Source organism: Rummeliibacillus sp. POC4 (assembly GCF_003576525.1).
Classification (GTDB): Bacteria; Bacillota; Bacilli; order Bacillales_A; family Planococcaceae; genus Rummeliibacillus.
Map to the genome: position 1 here is coordinate 22081 of NZ_QWUA01000005.1, position 17696 is coordinate 39776.

At 35.6% G+C, this 17696-nt stretch carries 15 protein-coding genes and 1 pseudogene; 13 read left to right on the plus strand and 3 right to left on the minus strand.

Going from position 1 to position 17696, the window contains the following annotated elements:
* Positions 1–7 precede the first annotated feature (7 nt).
* The 5 genes from ligA (at position 8) to gatB (ending at position 6663) form a co-directional block, all read left to right on the plus strand.
* Complete coding sequence (gene ligA / locus D1606_RS02230; protein WP_119414398.1) at positions 8–2014, plus strand: NAD-dependent DNA ligase LigA; 2007 nt, start codon at positions 8–10, stop codon at positions 2012–2014.
* A 16-nt stretch (positions 2015–2030) separates the two neighbouring features.
* Positions 2031–3176, plus strand: coding sequence for a CamS family sex pheromone protein (locus D1606_RS02235; protein ID WP_119414399.1), 1146 nt, complete (start codon positions 2031–2033; stop codon positions 3174–3176).
* Between the two features lie 285 nt (positions 3177–3461).
* A complete protein-coding gene (gene gatC / locus D1606_RS02240; protein ID WP_102693857.1) occupies positions 3462–3755 on the plus strand; it encodes an Asp-tRNA(Asn)/Glu-tRNA(Gln) amidotransferase subunit GatC in 294 nt (97 codons plus the stop codon).
* Between the two features lie 18 nt (positions 3756–3773).
* The gene (gene gatA / locus D1606_RS02245; protein WP_119414400.1) at positions 3774–5234 is read left to right on the plus strand and encodes an Asp-tRNA(Asn)/Glu-tRNA(Gln) amidotransferase subunit GatA; all 1461 of its coding nucleotides are present in this window, start codon (positions 3774–3776) and stop codon (positions 5232–5234) included.
* 1 nt (position 5235) lies between these two features.
* The gene (gene gatB, locus D1606_RS02250; protein ID WP_119414401.1) at positions 5236–6663 is read left to right on the plus strand and encodes an Asp-tRNA(Asn)/Glu-tRNA(Gln) amidotransferase subunit GatB; all 1428 of its coding nucleotides are present in this window, start codon (positions 5236–5238) and stop codon (positions 6661–6663) included.
* 78 nt (positions 6664–6741) lie between these two features.
* Here gatB and D1606_RS02255 read toward each other — a convergent pair whose 3' ends face one another.
* A complete protein-coding gene (locus D1606_RS02255; RefSeq protein WP_119414402.1) occupies positions 6742–7893 on the minus strand; it encodes an MFS transporter in 1152 nt (383 codons plus the stop codon).
* 142 nt (positions 7894–8035) lie between these two features.
* Here D1606_RS02255 and D1606_RS02260 point away from each other — a divergent pair, with 142 nt between their 5' ends.
* From D1606_RS02260 to D1606_RS02285, 7 genes and pseudogenes are all read left to right on the plus strand, one after another.
* A complete protein-coding gene (locus D1606_RS02260; RefSeq protein ID WP_119414403.1) occupies positions 8036–8596 on the plus strand; it encodes a thioredoxin family protein in 561 nt (186 codons plus the stop codon).
* Positions 8597–8842: 246 nt separating this feature from the next.
* On the plus strand, positions 8843–9760 hold the full coding sequence (locus D1606_RS02265; RefSeq protein WP_119414404.1) for a diacylglycerol kinase: 918 nt from the start codon (positions 8843–8845) through the stop codon (positions 9758–9760).
* A 485-nt stretch (positions 9761–10245) separates the two neighbouring features.
* On the plus strand, positions 10246–11592 hold the full coding sequence (locus tag D1606_RS02270) for a cytochrome ubiquinol oxidase subunit I (protein WP_119414405.1): 1347 nt from the start codon (positions 10246–10248) through the stop codon (positions 11590–11592).
* On the plus strand, positions 11589–12614 hold the full coding sequence (locus D1606_RS02275) for a cytochrome d ubiquinol oxidase subunit II (protein ID WP_119414406.1): 1026 nt from the start codon (positions 11589–11591) through the stop codon (positions 12612–12614). Before D1606_RS02270 ends, D1606_RS02275 begins: the two co-directional genes overlap by 4 nt.
* A gap of 15 nt (positions 12615–12629) precedes the next feature.
* Positions 12630–12737 carry a cytochrome bd oxidase small subunit CydS family protein gene (cydS, locus tag D1606_RS19385; protein WP_483314011.1) on the plus strand — a complete coding sequence of 36 codons (108 nt, stop codon included), beginning with the start codon at positions 12630–12632 and terminating at the stop codon, positions 12735–12737.
* 162 nt (positions 12738–12899) lie between these two features.
* Positions 12900–14261 (plus strand): 23S rRNA (uracil(1939)-C(5))-methyltransferase RlmD, encoded by a 1362-nt coding sequence (gene rlmD, locus D1606_RS02280; RefSeq protein ID WP_119414407.1) that lies wholly within the window; start codon positions 12900–12902, stop codon positions 14259–14261.
* A 35-nt stretch (positions 14262–14296) separates the two neighbouring features.
* Positions 14297–14569, plus strand: a pseudogene (locus tag D1606_RS02285) (butanediol dehydrogenase); the annotation flags it as partial.
* Positions 14570–14729: 160 nt separating this feature from the next.
* On the opposite strand, the gene D1606_RS19020 reads toward D1606_RS02285, so the two are convergent.
* Positions 14730–14990: a DUF421 domain-containing protein gene (locus tag D1606_RS19020; protein ID WP_369973731.1), complete on the minus strand. Its 261-nt coding sequence runs from the start codon at positions 14988–14990 to the stop codon at positions 14730–14732.
* A 369-nt stretch (positions 14991–15359) separates the two neighbouring features.
* On the opposite strand from D1606_RS19020, the gene D1606_RS02295 reads away from it, so the two are divergent.
* Entirely contained in the window at positions 15360–16010 is a 651-nt protein-coding gene (locus D1606_RS02295; protein WP_369973728.1) for a 2OG-Fe(II) oxygenase, read from the plus strand.
* A gap of 284 nt (positions 16011–16294) precedes the next feature.
* Here the strand turns inward: D1606_RS02295 and D1606_RS02300 are convergent, their stop codons facing one another.
* Entirely contained in the window at positions 16295–17563 is a 1269-nt protein-coding gene (locus D1606_RS02300; RefSeq protein WP_119414409.1) for a Ger(x)C family spore germination protein, read from the minus strand.
* Positions 17564–17696 lie beyond the last annotated feature (133 nt).

Here is a 17696-nt window from a genome sequence, read left to right on the forward strand (position 1 = left end):
AAAACAAATGGATAGAATTCAATTGGAAAAGCGTGTAGCAGAGTTAAATAAGCTTCTTCATGAATATGGACATGCCTATTATGTATTAGATAATCCGGTTGTACCAGATGCAATATACGATCAACTTCTACATGAACTAATTGCTATTGAAAAGGAAAATCCGGATTTAATCTACCCTGATTCCCCTACACAACGAGTGGGCGGTGAAATCCTTTCTGGCTTCCAAAAGGTGACACATCAATATCCTATGTTGAGTTTAGGAAATACTTTCAATGAAGGCGATTTGAATGATTTTGATCGCCGAGTTAGATCAGTTATTGGTGATCACTTCTCTTATGTGTGTGAGTTAAAAATCGATGGCTTAGCTATTTCACTACGGTATGAAAATGGATTATTTGTTCAAGGCTCTACACGAGGAAATGGGACGATTGGCGAAGATATTACAGAAAATCTAAAAACAGTACACTCTGTACCATTACGTTTAACGGAGCCTGTCACAATAGAAGCACGTGGGGAATGTTATATGCCAAAACGTTCTTTCACCAATTTAAATAAAGCTCGTGCAGAAAACGGAGAAGAGCTATTTGCAAATCCACGAAATGCTGCAGCTGGATCTTTACGTCAACTAGATCCTAAAATTGCTGCAAGCAGGAACTTAGCGACGTTTATCTATGCGGTAGGTGGAAGTGGTGAAGCATTTGGTTTAACAAGTCATAGTGAAGCTTTAGATTATATGGATCATTTAGGTTTCCAAACCAATCATGAACGTCGTAAGTGCGCAAATATAAAAGAAGTGATGGCTTATATCGATGAATGGACTGAAAAGCGACCAACATTACCGTATGAAATCGATGGTATTGTCATTAAAGTTGATCGATATGCTCAACAAGCAGAACTGGGAAATACAGTGAAAGTCCCTCGATGGTCAATTGCTTATAAATTCCCGGCTGAAGAAGTTGTGACAAAGGTATTAGATATTGATCTAACAGTAGGACGTACGGGTGTTGTTACACCAACAGCTATTTTAGAACCTGTACAAGTTGCAGGAACTACTGTACAACGTGCCACACTGCACAATGAAGATATTATCCGTGAAAAAGATATCCGTATAGGGGACAAAGTCATTATTCGTAAGGCTGGAGATATTATTCCAGAAGTTGTGTCTGTATTATTCGACCAACGTAGTGACGATAGTGAACCGTTTTCCATGCCTACGCACTGTCCTGTATGTGAAAGCGAATTAGTTCGTATAGAAGGCGAAGTGGCATTACGTTGTGTTAATCCGCAATGTTTCGCTCAAATCTCAGAAGGAATGGCGCATTTTGTATCCCGCAATGCGATGAATATTGATGGCTGTGGGGAAAAGGTTGTTGAACAATTATTAAAATCAAAACTTGTCAAAGACGTTTCTGATTTATATCACTTAAAGGTAGAAGAACTTGTTCAATTGGAGCGCATGGGTGAAAAATCAGCTACAAACTTAGTAAGTGCCATTGAGGAATCTAAAAAGAACTCTTTGGAAAGATTATTATTCGGTTTAGGAATTCGCCATGTAGGAGCTAAGGCTGCAAAACTTATTGCTGAAGAGTTCGAAACGATAGATCGTTTAATGTCAGTAACAGAAGAAGAACTGATCAATGTATTTGAAATTGGTGAAAAAATGGCAGACTCCATTGTTTCCTATTTCGATAGTGAAGATGTGCAGGCATTAATAGCACGTTTACGTGAAGTTGGCGTAAATATGAAATACTTAGGCAAAAAAGTAAATGCAGAAGAAATCGTAAGTGCATTTGTAGGCAAAACAATTGTGTTAACTGGTAAATTAGAACAATTGACACGTGAAGAAGCAAAGGCGAAAATAGAAGAACTAGGTGGAAAGGTGACAGGTAGTGTAAGTAAAAAGACTGACCTTGTCATTGCCGGAGCAGAGGCAGGCTCAAAACTCACAAAGGCCGAACAACTTGGTATAGAAGTGTGGAATGAAGACCGCCTTATTGCAGAACTAACTGAGTAAAGGAGCTTTCAAGACTATGAACCGTCGCTTATTACCAGCAATGGTTGTAACAGCTATGCTAGCGGGCTGTAGTTTACCTTCTTTATCAAAAGATTCAACAGTCGTACAAACAAACCAATCCAAAAATAAAGAAGAAACAACAATTATTCCTAGTATGCAAATTGATGACCAATATTATCGTACACTTTTACCATATAAAGAAAGTGCAAGTAGAGGTTTGATTGTTTCAAACATTAATACAAAATATGATGTAAAAGAGGCCGAAAGCGGTCTATTACGTTTATCTCAACAAGCTTTTGATCCATCCAAATATTACTTCCAAGAAGGACAATATTTAGATAAGGATACAGTCACTTCGTGGTTATCGAGAAGTAACCAAGATCCTGCTGGGCTAAACCCAAGAACAACAAAAAATATGACACCAACAGAACGTGCAAAGAATGCACCAATCTATTTGGCTCATATCGTCGAACAAAATTATTTACAAGAAACAGGTAAAAACAAAGTCAAACTAGCAGGTATTTCAATCGGACTAGCTTTGAATTCTGTTTACTATTACCAAAAAGAACAGTACGGTGCCACTTATGAGGAAGATATTCCGCAATCTAAATTAGAAACTGAAGGTAAGAAAATAGCTAAACAAGTCGTGAAACGATTACGTCAAATCGATGGATTAGCTGAAGTACCGATTACAATTGGATTATTTAAACAACTAAGTCGTTCATCCATTGTACCAGGTACATACTTTGCTTATACTGACGTTGATCAGGGTAGTGCGACGATAAAAGATTGGAAAAATATAAATGAAAAATACGTACTTTTCCCAACAAGTGATACGAACAATCAATACCGTGATATAAACGAAAACTTCACTAATTTTAAACACGATATTGATAAGTATTTTTCTAATTATACTAATATCGTAGGAACAGGATTCTATCAAAATAATAAGATTCAAAAACTAAAAATCGAAATTCCTATTAAGTTTTATGGTACTTCTGAAATTATCGGTTTCACACAATATATGTCTGGTGAAGTAATGGATCAATTCCCTAAAGGTCTTCAAATAGAAGTAAACGTTACATCAGTGAATGGCCCAGAAGCATTAGTTGTAAAAGAAGCAAATTCAAATGAACCATATGTCCATATTTATAATAAATAGATAAAAAAGTTGGCTACCAAAGAATTATGATTGGTGGTCAACTTTTTATTTTTAATATGTGGCAGGAACTTGTTTATGTCGATAAATTGTATTTTTTTTAAAGTGCCAATTTTCTTATTAAAATTTAGATATAATGGAAATTAGGCAACATTTTCAATGTGAAGTATACCAAACCCTTTGGTTTCAAGTGTTCAAACGCGCTTTAGTTAGTAACAGTATCTTGCGCATTTCTTTAGAACAATGATATTATTATCGGTATGGTTATTGATTTCGGAGGTGTGAAAAATGGCAAAACTTTCAAAAGAAGAAGTTAAGCACGTAGCAAATCTTGCTCGTCTTGCAATTACAGAAGAAGAAGCTGAAAAATTTGCAGCTCAACTAGGTGCAATTACTGACTTCGCTGAACAATTAAACGAACTAGATACAACAAACGTAGAACCTACAACTCACGTATTACCATTAGTAAATGTCTTACGCGAAGATGTAGCAGTTAAAGGTTTAGATCGCGAAGTTATGATGAAAAACGTCAAAGAACAACAAGATGGCTTAGTCAAAGTACCACCAATCATTACAGAATAATAGTAAGGAGGGACAACCATGTCACTATTCAAAAAATCAGCGGCAGAATTACAAGAGCTACTACATAGCAAAGAAATTACAATCGCTGACTTAACTCAAGAAGCTTACAATCGCATTGATGCAGTTGATGACGAAGTAGGTGCATTTTTAGCATTAAACAAAGAAAACGCTTTAGCACAAGCAAAAGAAATGGAAGAAGTACCTTTTGAAAATCGTGGTCCACTTTATGGTTTACCAATTGGGGTCAAAGATAATATCGTAACAGAAGGCTTAGAAACAACATGTGCTTCTAAAATTCTAGAAGGCTTCAATCCAATTTACAATGCAACAGTTGTAGAAAAACTAAAAGAAGCTGGTATGGTTACAATCGGTAAATTGAACATGGATGAATTTGCAATGGGTTCAGCAAATGAAAACTCTGCGATTAAACCTGTTCACAATCCTTGGAACTTTGCCCATGTACCTGGTGGCTCTTCAGGTGGTTCAGCAGCAGCAGTATCAGCAGGAGAAGTACCATTCTCATTAGGTTCAGATACAGGTGGTTCGATCCGTCAACCAGCTGCATATTGCGGCGTAGTTGGGATGAAACCAACATATGGTCGTGTATCTCGTTATGGTTTAGTTGCATTTGCATCATCTCTAGACCAAATTGGACCAATCACTCGTAACGTACGCGATAACGCTTTAATCCTTGAAGCAATTGCAGGCGTTGATGAACACGATTCAACTTCAGCAAACGTAGAAGTACCTCACTATGTAGACCAATTAACTGGCGACATTAAAGGTTTAAAAGTTGCTGTACCAAAAGAATATTTAGCAGAAGGTGTAAATGAAGGCGTTCGTTCTGTAATCCTAGCTTCTATCGAAAAACTAAAAGAACTAGGTGCAACAGTTGATGAAGTATCTCTTCCTCACTCTAAATATGCTCTAGCTGCTTACTATATCTTATCTTCATCTGAAGCATCATCTAACCTATCTCGTTTCGATGGTATCCGTTATGGTTATCGTGCAGAAGCAGCTAACTTAGATGAACTTTATACAAAAACACGTGCGGAAGGTTTTGGCGATGAAGTAAAACGTCGTATCATGCTAGGTACTTATTCATTATCTGCAGGTACTTACGATGCTTACTACAAAAAAGCACAACAAGTTCGTACATTGATCAAACAAGACTTTGATAAAGTCTTTGAAGAATATGATGTCATCGTTGGACCAACAACTCCAACTACTGCATTTAAACTTGGTGAAAACATTGATGATCCGATGACGGTTTATGCAAATGATATCTTAACTGTTCCTATCAACCTTGCTGGTGTTCCGGCTATTTCAATTCCATGTGGTTTTGATAATGGTCTACCAGTTGGTTTACAAATCATTGGTAAATACTTCGAGGAAGGCACAGTATACCGTGTAGCAGATGCATTTGAACGTGCTACAGACTTCCACGAAAAAACACCTCAAACTTGGGAGGTAAAATAATATGAACTACGAAACAGTCATTGGTTTAGAAGTACACGTTGAGTTGAAAACAAAATCTAAAATTTTCTCTCCATCTCCAAACCAATTTGGTTCAGAACCAAATACAAACACTTCTGTTATTGACCTTGGTTACCCTGGGGTTCTTCCTGTAGTAAACAAAGAAGTAGTCAACTATGGTATGCGTGCAGCATTAGCGCTAAATATGCACATCAACCAACATACTAAATTTGACCGTAAAAACTATTTCTATCCTGATAATCCGAAAGCATATCAAATTTCACAATTTGATAAACCAATTGGAGAAAATGGTTGGATTGAAATCGAAGTTAACGGTGAAAAGAAACGTATCGGTATTACTCGTATCCATATGGAAGAAGATGCAGGTAAACTATTCCATGGTAAAAACTCTTCATTAGTCGATTACAACCGTCAAGGTACGCCTTTAGTTGAAATCGTATCAGAACCAGATATGCGTACTCCTGAAGAAGCATATGCATACCTTGAAAAACTAAAAGCAATTATTCAATATACAGGCGTTTCAGACGTACGTATGGAAGAAGGATCATTACGTTGTGATGCCAACATTTCTATTCGTCCTTATGGTCAAAAAGAATTTGGTGTTAAAACAGAACTTAAAAACTTAAACTCTTTCAGTTTTGTACGTAAAGGTCTTGAATATGAAGAACAACGTCAAGCAGCTGTATTAAATGCTGGTGGCGAAATTAAACAAGAAACTCGTCGTTTCGATGAAAAAACAGGTAAAACAATCCTAATGCGTGTTAAAGAAGGAACAGATGATTATCGTTACTTCCCAGAACCAGACTTAGTTGATATTGTTATCGATGATGAATGGTTAGAACGCGAAAAAGCGCTTATTCCAGAACTTCCTGATGCTCGTAAAGAACGTTATGTAGCAGAGTTCGGTCTACCAGCTTATGATGCTCATGTATTAACACTTTCAAAAGAAACTGCTGATTTCTTCGAAGCAACTGTAGCAACAGGTGCAGATGCAAAACTATCATCTAACTGGTTAATGGGTGAAGTTTCAGCTTACTTAAATGCTGAACAAAAAGAGCTTTCAGAAACAGCACTTACTCCTGAAGGTCTTGGCGGTATGATTAAATTGATCTCTGCTGGCACAATTTCTTCTAAGATTGCGAAAAAAGTATTTAAAGAACTTGTGACAAACGGTGGAGATGCTGAAAAAATCGTTAAAGAAAAAGGTCTTGTTCAAATCTCTGACGAAGGTGCACTTCTTAAAATGGTTACAGAAGTACTTGATAACAACGCTCAATCAATCGAAGACTTCAAAAATGGTAAAGACCGTGCAATTGGCTTCCTAGTTGGTCAAATTATGAAAGCAACTCGTGGACAAGCTAACCCACAAATGGTCAACAAACTTCTTTTAGAAGAAATTCAAAAAAGATAATTTAAAATAACAAAAAATAGAGCCGACAAATTTTAGAATTTGTTGACTCTATTTTTTAATGTTAATAAGTGTATTTCATTATGATATAGAAGTCTTTTTACTATGTTGGATTAGTAATATGAATCCGAATATTCCAGAGAAAAAGGAAATAGCAGAGATGGTGTAATAGAAAACATGTCCACCAAAAACATTGTAAAGAAATCCTCCAACTGATGAAGAAATAATTCCCGAAATTCCAAAGAACAATAATGCTAAAACAGTTTGTCCGGTTGCTCGCCATTCACGAGGGACAATTTGATACAAATACTGAATTGCAGCTGTGTAATAGATTGGAAATGTCAGCATTTGTAGAGTTTGAATAATTGCTAGCAACACGGGGCTATCAACTAAACCTGATAAGAAAAAGCGAAGTGCATAGCAAAAGATTGCAATTGTGATAATGAGTAATTCTTTTCCTTGACGCAACCATAAATAGCTTAAGGCAAAGACGACAATCTCAGAAGCCGCAGAGATAAAAAATGCAATCCCAACAAGAGAAGTATCGCCACCTAATGCATCAATATGAATTCCTAGAAAAGTATCATTCATACGTGCTGGGATAGAACTAGTAAAAATCAATAGTAAAAACAATATCATTTCTTTATTGGTTAAGAGTTTCTTCAAGCCGTCAATTGTTACTGGAGTTGAGGAGGTTGGGGCATCAGGAAGCTTCCACATGATGATGAAGCAAATGATACCTAAAATCACAAATAGTATTGAAATACTATTCATACCAAACCATTTCATCACATAGCCTACAACTAACGATAAGACTGCATAACCGAGTGCTCCATATGTACGTACAGATCCGTAACTAGTTCCAGCTGCTTCTGTCATTGTATAATTTAAGCTTTCCGTCAACGGATCTAGTGGCATTAAGAAAAAGTAAACGAGCATGGCAATAATAACTAGTCCCCAAAAGCTGCTCATATTGAATAAGATAAAGCCACTTATAGCAGTAGTGAAGATTAAAAAAAGCATAACCTTTCTCAATGTTTTCGTTTTATCACTTATCATTCCCCATAAAGGTTGAGCAATGATTGTAACAAAACCACCTGCACCTATAATAAGCCCCACATCGCTCGTTGACAGACCCTGTCCTTTTAAAAATACAGGTAAAAAGGGAATGAATAGAGCTAATAAGCCAAAAAACAAAAAGTTATGACCCTTTAAAAGAATTTGTACATTCAATGAATTCCATCCTTTCTTTATCCAATGAATAATATTACAGAATTTATGAATAATAGACAAATGAACGAATTTTCTCACTCTAACATTGTTTTTTTGCGAAAAAAATTGGAACCGATTACACTATTAGCAGGAGGGATAGAATATGAAAACAGAACAACAATATTTTAGTGAAGGTATGCCAATTGAAGATTATATGGAACAAATGACAGTACACAAAGATGATTGTTTTAATGTTTATAATAGTTTTGAATTTCCTCAAGATGAAGATTTTATTTCGTTATTAAGTGAAAGAAACCCCCATATTTTAGTTGTTACGGAAGATTGGTGTGGCGATGCGATGATGAATAATGCAATTCTTCGCCGTATTGCAGAAGTAGCGAATATAGATGTCAGAGTAGTATTCCGGGATCAGAATTTAGAACTGATGGATCGGTATTTGACAAATGGCGGTCGCTCAATTCCAATTTATCTGTTTTTAAATGATCAAGAAAAGGTAATTGGTAAATGGGGACCACGTGCACCACAACTTCAAGAATATGTGTTGAAGGAAAAAAGTAAATTGCCAGCACAAGATGATCCAACATTTGCAAAGAAGCAAAAGGACTTATTCTCAAAGATTACAAAGGAAAATGCGACAAATGACCAATTCTGGGGTTGGGTTTATGAAGATATTAGTCGAGCACTCATATTAGCACTTGCGTAATGGAAAGATTTGCAGAACATGTCTATTTCGGTATAAAATATATAAAGGTTCATAAATTGAACGAATTCTTTTAAGTGGCTGCCTCTGTAATAATGAAACGAGACAGCTTGTTTTCTTCTTGTTTTAATTTAGGATGTTAGATAAAAGGAAAGTATCTAATAAAAGCAAAACACTCCGAAACTATTACCTGAGGAATTCGTTATCATATATTAGATATTAGAATAACTAAAGTAGGAAGGTAAAAAAATGAAGCGAGCACGTATCATTTATAACCCTACTTCAGGACGTGAGATTTTTAAAAAGCACTTGCCTGAAGTATTAGCTAAGCTAGAAGTTGCAGGTTACGAAACATCTTGTCATGCGACAACATGTGCGGGAGATGCAACTACTGCTGCCAAAGAAGCAGTTAAAAGAGAATTTGACATTATCATTGCTGTTGGTGGAGACGGTACTTTAAATGAGGTCGTTGCGGGAGTTAGTGAGTTTGAACGTCGACCAAAGATTGGTTTAATTCCTATGGGAACTACAAATGACTTTGCACGTGCAGTGCATATTCCTCGTGATATTGATCGTGCAGTTGATATTATCATTGCTGGAGATAGCATCCCTGTCGACGTTGGTCGAGTAAATGATCGTTATTTTATCAACATTGCAGGTGGAGGAAGAATCACCGAGCTAACATACGAAGTGCCTAGTAAGCTGAAAACAGTTTTAGGCCAGTTAGCGTATTATTTAAAAGGCATTGAAATGTTACCGTCTATTAAAGCAACTAAAATGCGTATTGAGTATGATGGAGAAGTCTTTGATGATGAAGCTATGATGTTTCTGATTGCCTTGACGAATTCCGTTGGAGGGTTTGAAAAACTTGCTCCAGATGCAAGTTTAAATGATGGGCTATTCTCCATCTTTATCTTAAAAAAATGCAATATCGCTGATTTTGTAAAAATTGTATCCCTTGCAATTCGAGGCGAGCATATGAAAGATTCCCATTTAATTTATGCTAAAGCTAGTCAGATAAAAGTCACATCAGATGAAAAAGTACAATTGAACTTGGATGGTGAATATGGTGGCAATGTGCCAGCTGAGTTTAAAAACTTAAAACGCCATATTGAGTTGTTTGTGCCAATAAATGATATACGCGAAATTGATCGTATACAAGCTTAAAAGATGAATGATAAAAAGAAAAGGCTAGAAAGTGTTTACGTTAATACTTTCTAGTCTTTTTTTGTGTTTAAATACGATACTTGTGATTGCATTAATTTTTTATGAAGTATTTTTTTATACCATCATAGATGAAATGATTATGTATTTAACGATTATATGCATTATCTATCAAAGCATTGCACATATTACTACTATGTGTAATTTTGCTACGGCATTCTATATAAAAATAAGTAAGAATACTACCACGTTAAGGTTATTTTTTGTTTAAACATTTGAAGTGATATTTAGTCATGGAACAAAAAGGTAGGTTTTTATTTTTTCGGGGTAGGAGATGAACTGACTATGTACTATGTGAATTAACAAAGGAGAGAATGGTGTGTATAAAAAGCAAGAAAGAGTGTTGATTTGGACTAGTTTTATAGTTGCAATCATCATGTTGATATCCATTTTAGGAAGAGTTATTGGACATTAAGGAGGTTTGAAAAATGGTTAATGATAATGCGGTATTTTTTAGCCGACTATTAACAGAATTGACGCTAACATTTCATATTATTTACGCAACCATTGGTGTTGGTGTTCCGCTTATGATAATGATTGCTCAATGGATCGGTATAAAAAAGAATGATGAGCATTATATTTTACTCGCTAGACGAATAGCTAGAGGATTTGTAATCACTGTAGCAGTTGGCGTAGTAACTGGTACAGCAATTGGTTTGCAACTTTCCCTTCTATGGCCAAACTTTATGCAGCTTGCGGGTAATGTTATTGCATTGCCGCTGTTTATGGAAACATTTGCATTCTTTTTTGAAGCTATCTTTTTAGGGATTTACTTATATACATGGGATCGCTTTGAAAACCAAAAGAAACATTTTTTATTGTTAATCCCTGTTGCGGTCGGTGCTTCCATGTCTGCTGTTTTTATCACAATGGTGAATGCGTTTATGAATGCGCCACGAGGATTTGAAGTAGTTGATGGACAGATCGTCAATATTCAACCGATTGTTGCAATGTTTAACCCAGCAATGCCTACAAAGGTTGGGCATGTTTTATTAACGGCTTATATGACATCGGCATTTGTACTAGCTGCCATTGCTGCTTTTAGAATGTTAAAAGGCTCTAAACATATATATTATAAAAAGTCATTGTACTTATTTATGAAACTTGGGTTAGTATTTTCAATCGGTACAGCAGTTGTTGGTGATTTTTCTGCAAAGTATTTAGTAGCGTATCAACCAGAGAAATTAGCGGCTGCAGAGTGGCATTTTGAAACGGAAAAGGGCGCATCCCTTTTAGTTTTCGGTATTCGAGATGGTGAAGATGTTAAATATGCGATTCGCATTCCATATGCATTGAGCCTTTTAGCGCATAATAATCCGTTTGCAGAAGTAACTGGATTAAACGAATTCCCTGAGGATGAAACCCCACCACTATATATTCATTTCTTATTTGATTTAATGGTCACAATTGGCTTTTTTATGGTTGGTGTGTCAGCTATTTATGTTATTGGAAAGTTGCGAAGATGGCGATTTATACACAGCAAGTGGTTCAGGTGGGTGATTGTTGCTGGTGGACCATTATCCATGATTGCGATAGAAGCAGGCTGGTGGTTAGCTGAAGTTGGACGTCAGCCATGGATTTTAGTTCGCTATATGAAGGTAGCAGAGGCAGCAACATCAAGTCAGCACGTAGATTTAATGTTACTTCTATTCTGTTTGATTTACTTAATACTAGGAATCGGTAGTGTTGTAGTACTTCGGCGAATGTTTAAAAGAAATCCAATTGAACGAGAAATCGCTGATCGTCATGCTGAAAAGGGCGGTGGTATTTCATGAGTTTAGAAGTGCTAGGCGTTTCTGTATTATGGTTGTTTTTATTTGGCTATTTGATAATTGCTTCTATAGATTTTGGAGCAGGGTTTTTTAACGCATATAGCTTGTTAGTTGGAAAAAAACGTATTTTAACAGTTATTATCCAGCGTTATTTATCACCTGTTTGGGAAATCACTAATGTGTTTTTAGTCTTTTTCTTTGTAGGTATTGTAGGATTCTTCCCGAGAACTGCTTATTTCTATGGTACGACTTTATTGGTTCCAGTCAGTATCGCACTTGGTTTACTTGCGATTCGGGGAAGTTACTATGCATTTGAATCGTATGGATCAAGGGGACATAAAGGATATTCATTTATGTACGGTTTGGCAGGTTTATTAATACCAGCGGCATTGTCCGTTGTATTAGCAATTTCTGAAGGTGGATTTATCACTATTATTGACGATAATCCAGTGCTCGATTATGCTGCATTATTCACTAGTTCTCTTACATGGAGTATCGTTTTGTTAGCGTTGGCAGCAGTTCTTTATATTTCAGCAACGTTTCTTACATGGTATGCAAATAAGGCAGGAGATCGAGAAGCAACCAACTTATTACGAAAGTATGCACTTATTTGGTCAATACCATTAGCCATTTCTGTTATCGGGATTATGGTAGAGCTGCGGAAACATAATGTCATTCATTTCGACAGAATGATTGACTTTTGGTACTTATTTGGAATCTCAGCTGTAATGTTCGTTATTACCATTATTATTCTTTTGATGAGACGTCATTATGGTGTTGCAGTATGGCTGTTAATCGGTCAATTTGCATTTGCATTCTTCGGTTATGGCATTTCACATTATCCATACCTTTTGTATCCGCACCTAACGATTTATGATTCATTCACAAATGAAACGATGGCTATCTCTTTGGTAATTGCATTTGTGTTGGGATTATTATTGTTAATACCATCTCTATATTTAGTATTTAAACTGTTTCTGTTTGATAAAGATTATGTTCGAGGGAAAGAAGACCACCATGCTTAAAGGAGGAAAAGCCAAATGGGAACCTTTATAATTTTCTATGCACCTTTTATCGTTGTTATCGTCGCAATTGTCATTGGCTTTTACGTTGCTTTCAAAGATGGGGCAGTTACTAGGGACGAATAAAGAGAACTTTCAGTGAGGTTTAGTTGAACTAATCGTGCTATTACTACTGTTGTAGTGGGAGATAAATCATTTAACCAAAATCCAAGGGCAATTAATGTCTCTTGGATTTTTTCTTTGCGTAGGTCATGATACAATAGAAGGACTGAAACGGAGGATGCACGAATGACAGCACCAGTAAAGAAAAATGATCGATTATCGGTTTATATAGAAGATTTAACACATGACGGCGCGGGTGTCGCAAAAGTAGACGGATATCCGCTCTTTATACAAGGGGGACTTCCTGACGAGCAGGCAGAAGTTCATGTCTTAAAAACATTAAAAAATTATGGTTTCGCCAAAATTGTGAAGATTGAAGTGCCTTCACCTGATCGAGTTGAACCAGAATGCGGTGTCTATGCGCAATGCGGAGGTTGCCAATTACAACACCTTTCATACGAAGGACAACTGAAATGGAAAGAAAAGATGGTCCGTAATGTGATGACGAGAATAGGGAAAATCGATGTACCTGTTCATCCGGTGAAAGGGATGGACAATCCATTGAATTACCGTAACAAAGCTCAAATTCCATTTGGGTCAAATGGAGATGTACCAATTGCAGGATTTTATAAAACAAAATCTCATGCGATTGTTGATACGGATCGTTGCCTGATTCAAACTCCTGAAGCAGATGCTATTTTAGAAGGACTAAAACCACAACTTTGGAAACTTGGTATCAAACCATATAACGAAGAGACAAAACAAGGGATGCTTCGTCATGTAGTTGTTCGTAAGGCATTTGCGACAGATGAAGTGATGGTCGTACTTGTTACGAAAAAGCGTAAATTCCCACAAGCGAATGAAGCGATTGCACTTATACGTAAGCTAGTACCAAATGTTAAATCCATCATGCAAAATATTAACTCAGAAACTACAAACGTTATCTTTGGCAATGAAACCATTAACCTTTGGGGACAAGATACAATTGAAGATCATATCGGCGATGTACGATTTGAAATTTCTGCACGATCATTCTATCAAGTCAATCCTATTCAAACAGAAGTATTGTACAAACAGGCGCTTGATTATGCTCAGTTAACAGGGAAAGAAACGGTTATCGATGCTTATTGTGGGATTGGTACTATCTCATTATTTATGGCGAAAAAAGCAAAATACGTCATGGGTGTAGAAATCGTTCCACAAGCAATTAAAGATGCCAAACGTAATGCCAAACTTAACGGCTTAGACAACACTTACTTTGAGGCAGGTCCAGCAGAAGAAGTGATTCCACGTTGGTATAAAGAAGGTAAAACAGCAGATGTCTTAATGGTAGACCCTCCAAGAAAAGGTTGCGATGAAGCTCTACTAAGTACCATTTTAGAACAACGTCCAAAACGTATTGTATATGTATCATGTAACCCATCCACATTGGCTCGTGATTTACGCATTCTTGAAGATGGCGGTTATAAAACACAGGAAGTACAACCAGTTGATATGTTCCCGCATACTGCGCATTGCGAAGCGGTTGCTTGGTTAGAATTAGTTTAATAAATGAAAAATAGCTGTGTCGAAAATTCAAACTTACTTCATTAGAAGGCGAAACAATCATCGTGTCAGTCTTGGAGAAGGAAGCTTCAATTCAGCCAAACAACATAGTGTTATCAGAACGAAGTGTTAAAGGAATTATTGCATACCGCGATATTTTTCCAGCTGTTATGCACCTGATGACAAAGGGCTACTTCCCAGCCGACAAATTAATCACAAAACGTATCACATTAGACGAGATTGTTACGGAAGGTTTCGAAACATTAGTAAACGATAAAAGCCAAATCAAAATCTTAGTTGCTTCAATATAGATTTACAGAAAACGACTTATCTGCAAAAAATGGATTAGTCGTTTTCTAATTGCCTTTCAAATTAATGTTTTATAGGTTGAATGGTTAGGTTATTTTCGTTTTTTAAAGAAACATGTAATTAATTGCTGTATTAACCATGCTTCACTTAAATTAAAACTTCTTAAAGCTTTAAGTAAATGGTTCCTTCTATGATAACTGGAAAGAAAATTGAAGATGTTGTATTTACAATGTTCATATCTTCTCGCGTCACTGAATTTTTTTGTGACTTCTTCAATACGCTTAAAGCCCCACTTCCTTCAATAATTGCAGTTTCTACTTCATTTATATCGAATACATTCTTTTCTCTAAGCATCCGAAGAATATTATCAATAGAAAAACGAATTTTCTTTAGATTTTTATCGATAAATTTTCCATTTTGAATAACAACAGTTGGTTCAAGCGCTAATAATCTACTATTTTACGATTAGATATTTTCCAGTTTGCAACAACCCTTTGAAAAATCCCGATGAAAATTATAGTTATAATAGTAGGCAAATGTTCAATATTAGGGTCAGCGATATCAGCTCCAGTAAAATTGTAATTGAAAATGTAAAACTAAAGAAAAAGAACGAATTCTAATTTAGGGGGAATTCGTTCTTTTTTACTTTTTACGTGTTTATGAGAATAGATGGCCTTTATAAGTTTGAAAGAGACAAAATAAATTTTTTGCTCAGTAAACAATCGAAAGGAAATTGAAGCTTGTTTGTCGAAATAAGTAAATATTTCAACAAAACAGGAGTTGATGAAGACGATGGTTTCTAAAGATACACATTTAAAAGAGTCAACTATTTTTAATCATAATGGAAATAAAATAATAACAGAAGACAGAGAGATTAATATTATTGCAAGATTAGAAGAACCGCTTGTCGTAGTTTTAGGTTCAGTATTAGATGATGAAGAATGCGATGTACTAATTCAGTTGGCAAAAGACAAACTTCAGCGATCTAAAATAGGAGGGAATCGAGAAGTCAGTGATATAAGAACAAGCAGTGGGGCATTTTTAACAGACATCAGCAATGACATTCTTGTAAGGGTAGAAAAAAGGGTATCTGATATTATGGGGATTCCTTCAGAACACGGGGAAGGACTCCATATCCTGAATTATCAACCCGGTCAAGAGTACAAAGAACATTTTGATTATTTTGCTTCTACAAGCAAAGCATCGAGTAACAATCGAATTGCAACACTTGTAATTTATTTAAATGATGTGGAAGAGGGTGGAAACACCTGTTTCCCAAAACTAAACTTTTCTGCTAATCCGCAAAAAGGAATGGCAGTGTACTTTGAATATTTTTATAACGATCCAATGTTAAACGAATTAACGTTGCACGGAGGAGCTCCAGTTGTAAAGGGAGAAAAGTGGATAGCTACACAATGGATGAGAAGACAGAAAATAAACTAACACCAAGAACAAGTATTTAAAAAGCTGTACCGAAAACAATTTTTGATTTTCCGGCACAGCTTTACTTATGTTTTTAACTACATTGCGGCTTTGGAGTTTAATAGTAAAAATGAATTTATTGATTCGAACTATTTCTTTTCCATGGGGGATTGGTATTATTGTGGAAGATTTTATTAATCTTATAAATAGCAAAAGGTATCGCAAAGGATAAAATTGTACAAATAATTGTTGTTATATTAGTCAATCGGTCTATAATAACATTCCACATGTGAATATCCTCTTCCTTAATGTGATTTAATAATATTTCCAGGTTTTTCGATTACTTTTACATCAATTTTGACATTGCTTTTTGAAAAATAATGTTGACCGCTTTCCCAATCATTTTTGATGGATGACCATAAAGAATAATGGTATTTATAAAGATGTGTATTTAGCCCGAGTAAATCTGTTTGCATATTTCCCTGTAAAAGAGAAACCGTATCTGTAGTCATTTCTGTAATCTTTTTTTCTAATTCTGTTTTTAACTTTTTATATTGGTGTTCGTTCATGATATCAAGGGAACCGTATTGCTCTGCGATGCCTGCTTGAACATCAATCTTATTCTTGAATTTTAAATGATTCTTATCATTATTTTTTAGTGAAAGTTTGCTATTTATTTTTAATATTTCAAGCGTTACATCATGATTATTAAATTTAATGTCCAAAGTGCCTGTTTGATCTTTTGAATTGATGAAATTTAATCCCTTCGCATTATCACCTGTTAACATACCTACAATTTTTTTCTTATTTCCGTTGTAGATTGACAGCCCAGAATAATTGATCGTTGAAGTATTTACAATATTTAATATTGGAATTGCGAAACTCTTTTTCGATAGAAGTAAAGATTGTACATCTCCAACTGTGAGTGGTTGTGCAATTTCTAAATTGGACTTATTCTCTAATAGTTTCGAAATATACATACCTGGTATCTTCTCATTTTCAGGGAGAATGTATAGGTAATCCCCAGCATGATCTTTTGTAATGGCAACTTTTACGCTACGTAACATTTCTTTCTCGCGTAAGAAAATATCCATTAAATCTGCAAATACTCCCTTTTCTGATGCAACTGCCTCAGAAAATAGGACAACATTTAGATGTGTCACATTTGTAATTCGGCCTGCTTGTTTAATCATATCTCGATTCATTTCAATAATAGTATTGCCAGTTTGAGTTAAATTCCGAAAGGCCGGCATCGTATTACCTCCACTGTTTTGAGCCTGTCCAAGCCCAGAAGGTACAATTAGTTGCTGTGTTAATTTGAATTTATCATTGTTATTTTGAGTAAAATCTCCATCAACGTTTTGATTTAATATTTCTTCGTCTTGCTGTAATTGCATTTTCCCATTTTCTTGCGGTTGTGGGTGTTCATTAATATTTATCATGCTAGGACTATTAGCAAGATCGACGGCAATCCCGGATACGAATCCTCTTTCTTCTACCTCATTTTTATCCCAGCAAGCAGAAAGAAGTAGCGGACAAAATAATAAAAAAATAATGCTCCTTATTTTAATCATTCATCTTCACACCCTTGATCAGTAACATAAATCCAAGAAGAAAAGTAACAAAAACTAAAAAGCCAATTTCTATATATACCATATAATTTGCAATCTTATTGACTTCGATATAATTTTTCGGCAGCATAGCTAA

Bases quoted from the DNA above. Each gene is read 5' to 3' on its own strand.
- D1606_RS02270 (WP_119414405.1), top strand. From the start codon at position 10,246: ATGGTTAATGATAATGCGGTATTTTTTAGCCGACTATTAACAGAATTG.
- D1606_RS02300 (WP_119414409.1), bottom strand. From the start codon at position 17,563: ATGATTAAAATAAGGAGCATTATTTTTTTATTATTTTGTCCGCTACTT.
- D1606_RS02295 (WP_369973728.1), top strand. From the start codon at position 15,360: ATGGTTTCTAAAGATACACATTTAAAAGAGTCAACTATTTTTAATCAT.
- cydS (WP_483314011.1), top strand. From the start codon at position 12,630: ATGGGAACCTTTATAATTTTCTATGCACCTTTTATCGTTGTTATCGTC.
- D1606_RS02260 (WP_119414403.1), top strand. From the start codon at position 8,036: ATGAAAACAGAACAACAATATTTTAGTGAAGGTATGCCAATTGAAGAT.
- ligA (WP_119414398.1), top strand. From the start codon at position 8: ATGGATAGAATTCAATTGGAAAAGCGTGTAGCAGAGTTAAATAAGCTT.
- gatB (WP_119414401.1), top strand. From the start codon at position 5,236: ATGAACTACGAAACAGTCATTGGTTTAGAAGTACACGTTGAGTTGAAA.
- rlmD (WP_119414407.1), top strand. From the start codon at position 12,900: ATGACAGCACCAGTAAAGAAAAATGATCGATTATCGGTTTATATAGAA.
- D1606_RS02275 (WP_119414406.1), top strand. From the start codon at position 11,589: ATGAGTTTAGAAGTGCTAGGCGTTTCTGTATTATGGTTGTTTTTATTT.
- gatC (WP_102693857.1), top strand. From the start codon at position 3,462: ATGGCAAAACTTTCAAAAGAAGAAGTTAAGCACGTAGCAAATCTTGCT.
- D1606_RS02265 (WP_119414404.1), top strand. From the start codon at position 8,843: ATGAAGCGAGCACGTATCATTTATAACCCTACTTCAGGACGTGAGATT.
- gatA (WP_119414400.1), top strand. From the start codon at position 3,774: ATGTCACTATTCAAAAAATCAGCGGCAGAATTACAAGAGCTACTACAT.
- D1606_RS02235 (WP_119414399.1), top strand. From the start codon at position 2,031: ATGAACCGTCGCTTATTACCAGCAATGGTTGTAACAGCTATGCTAGCG.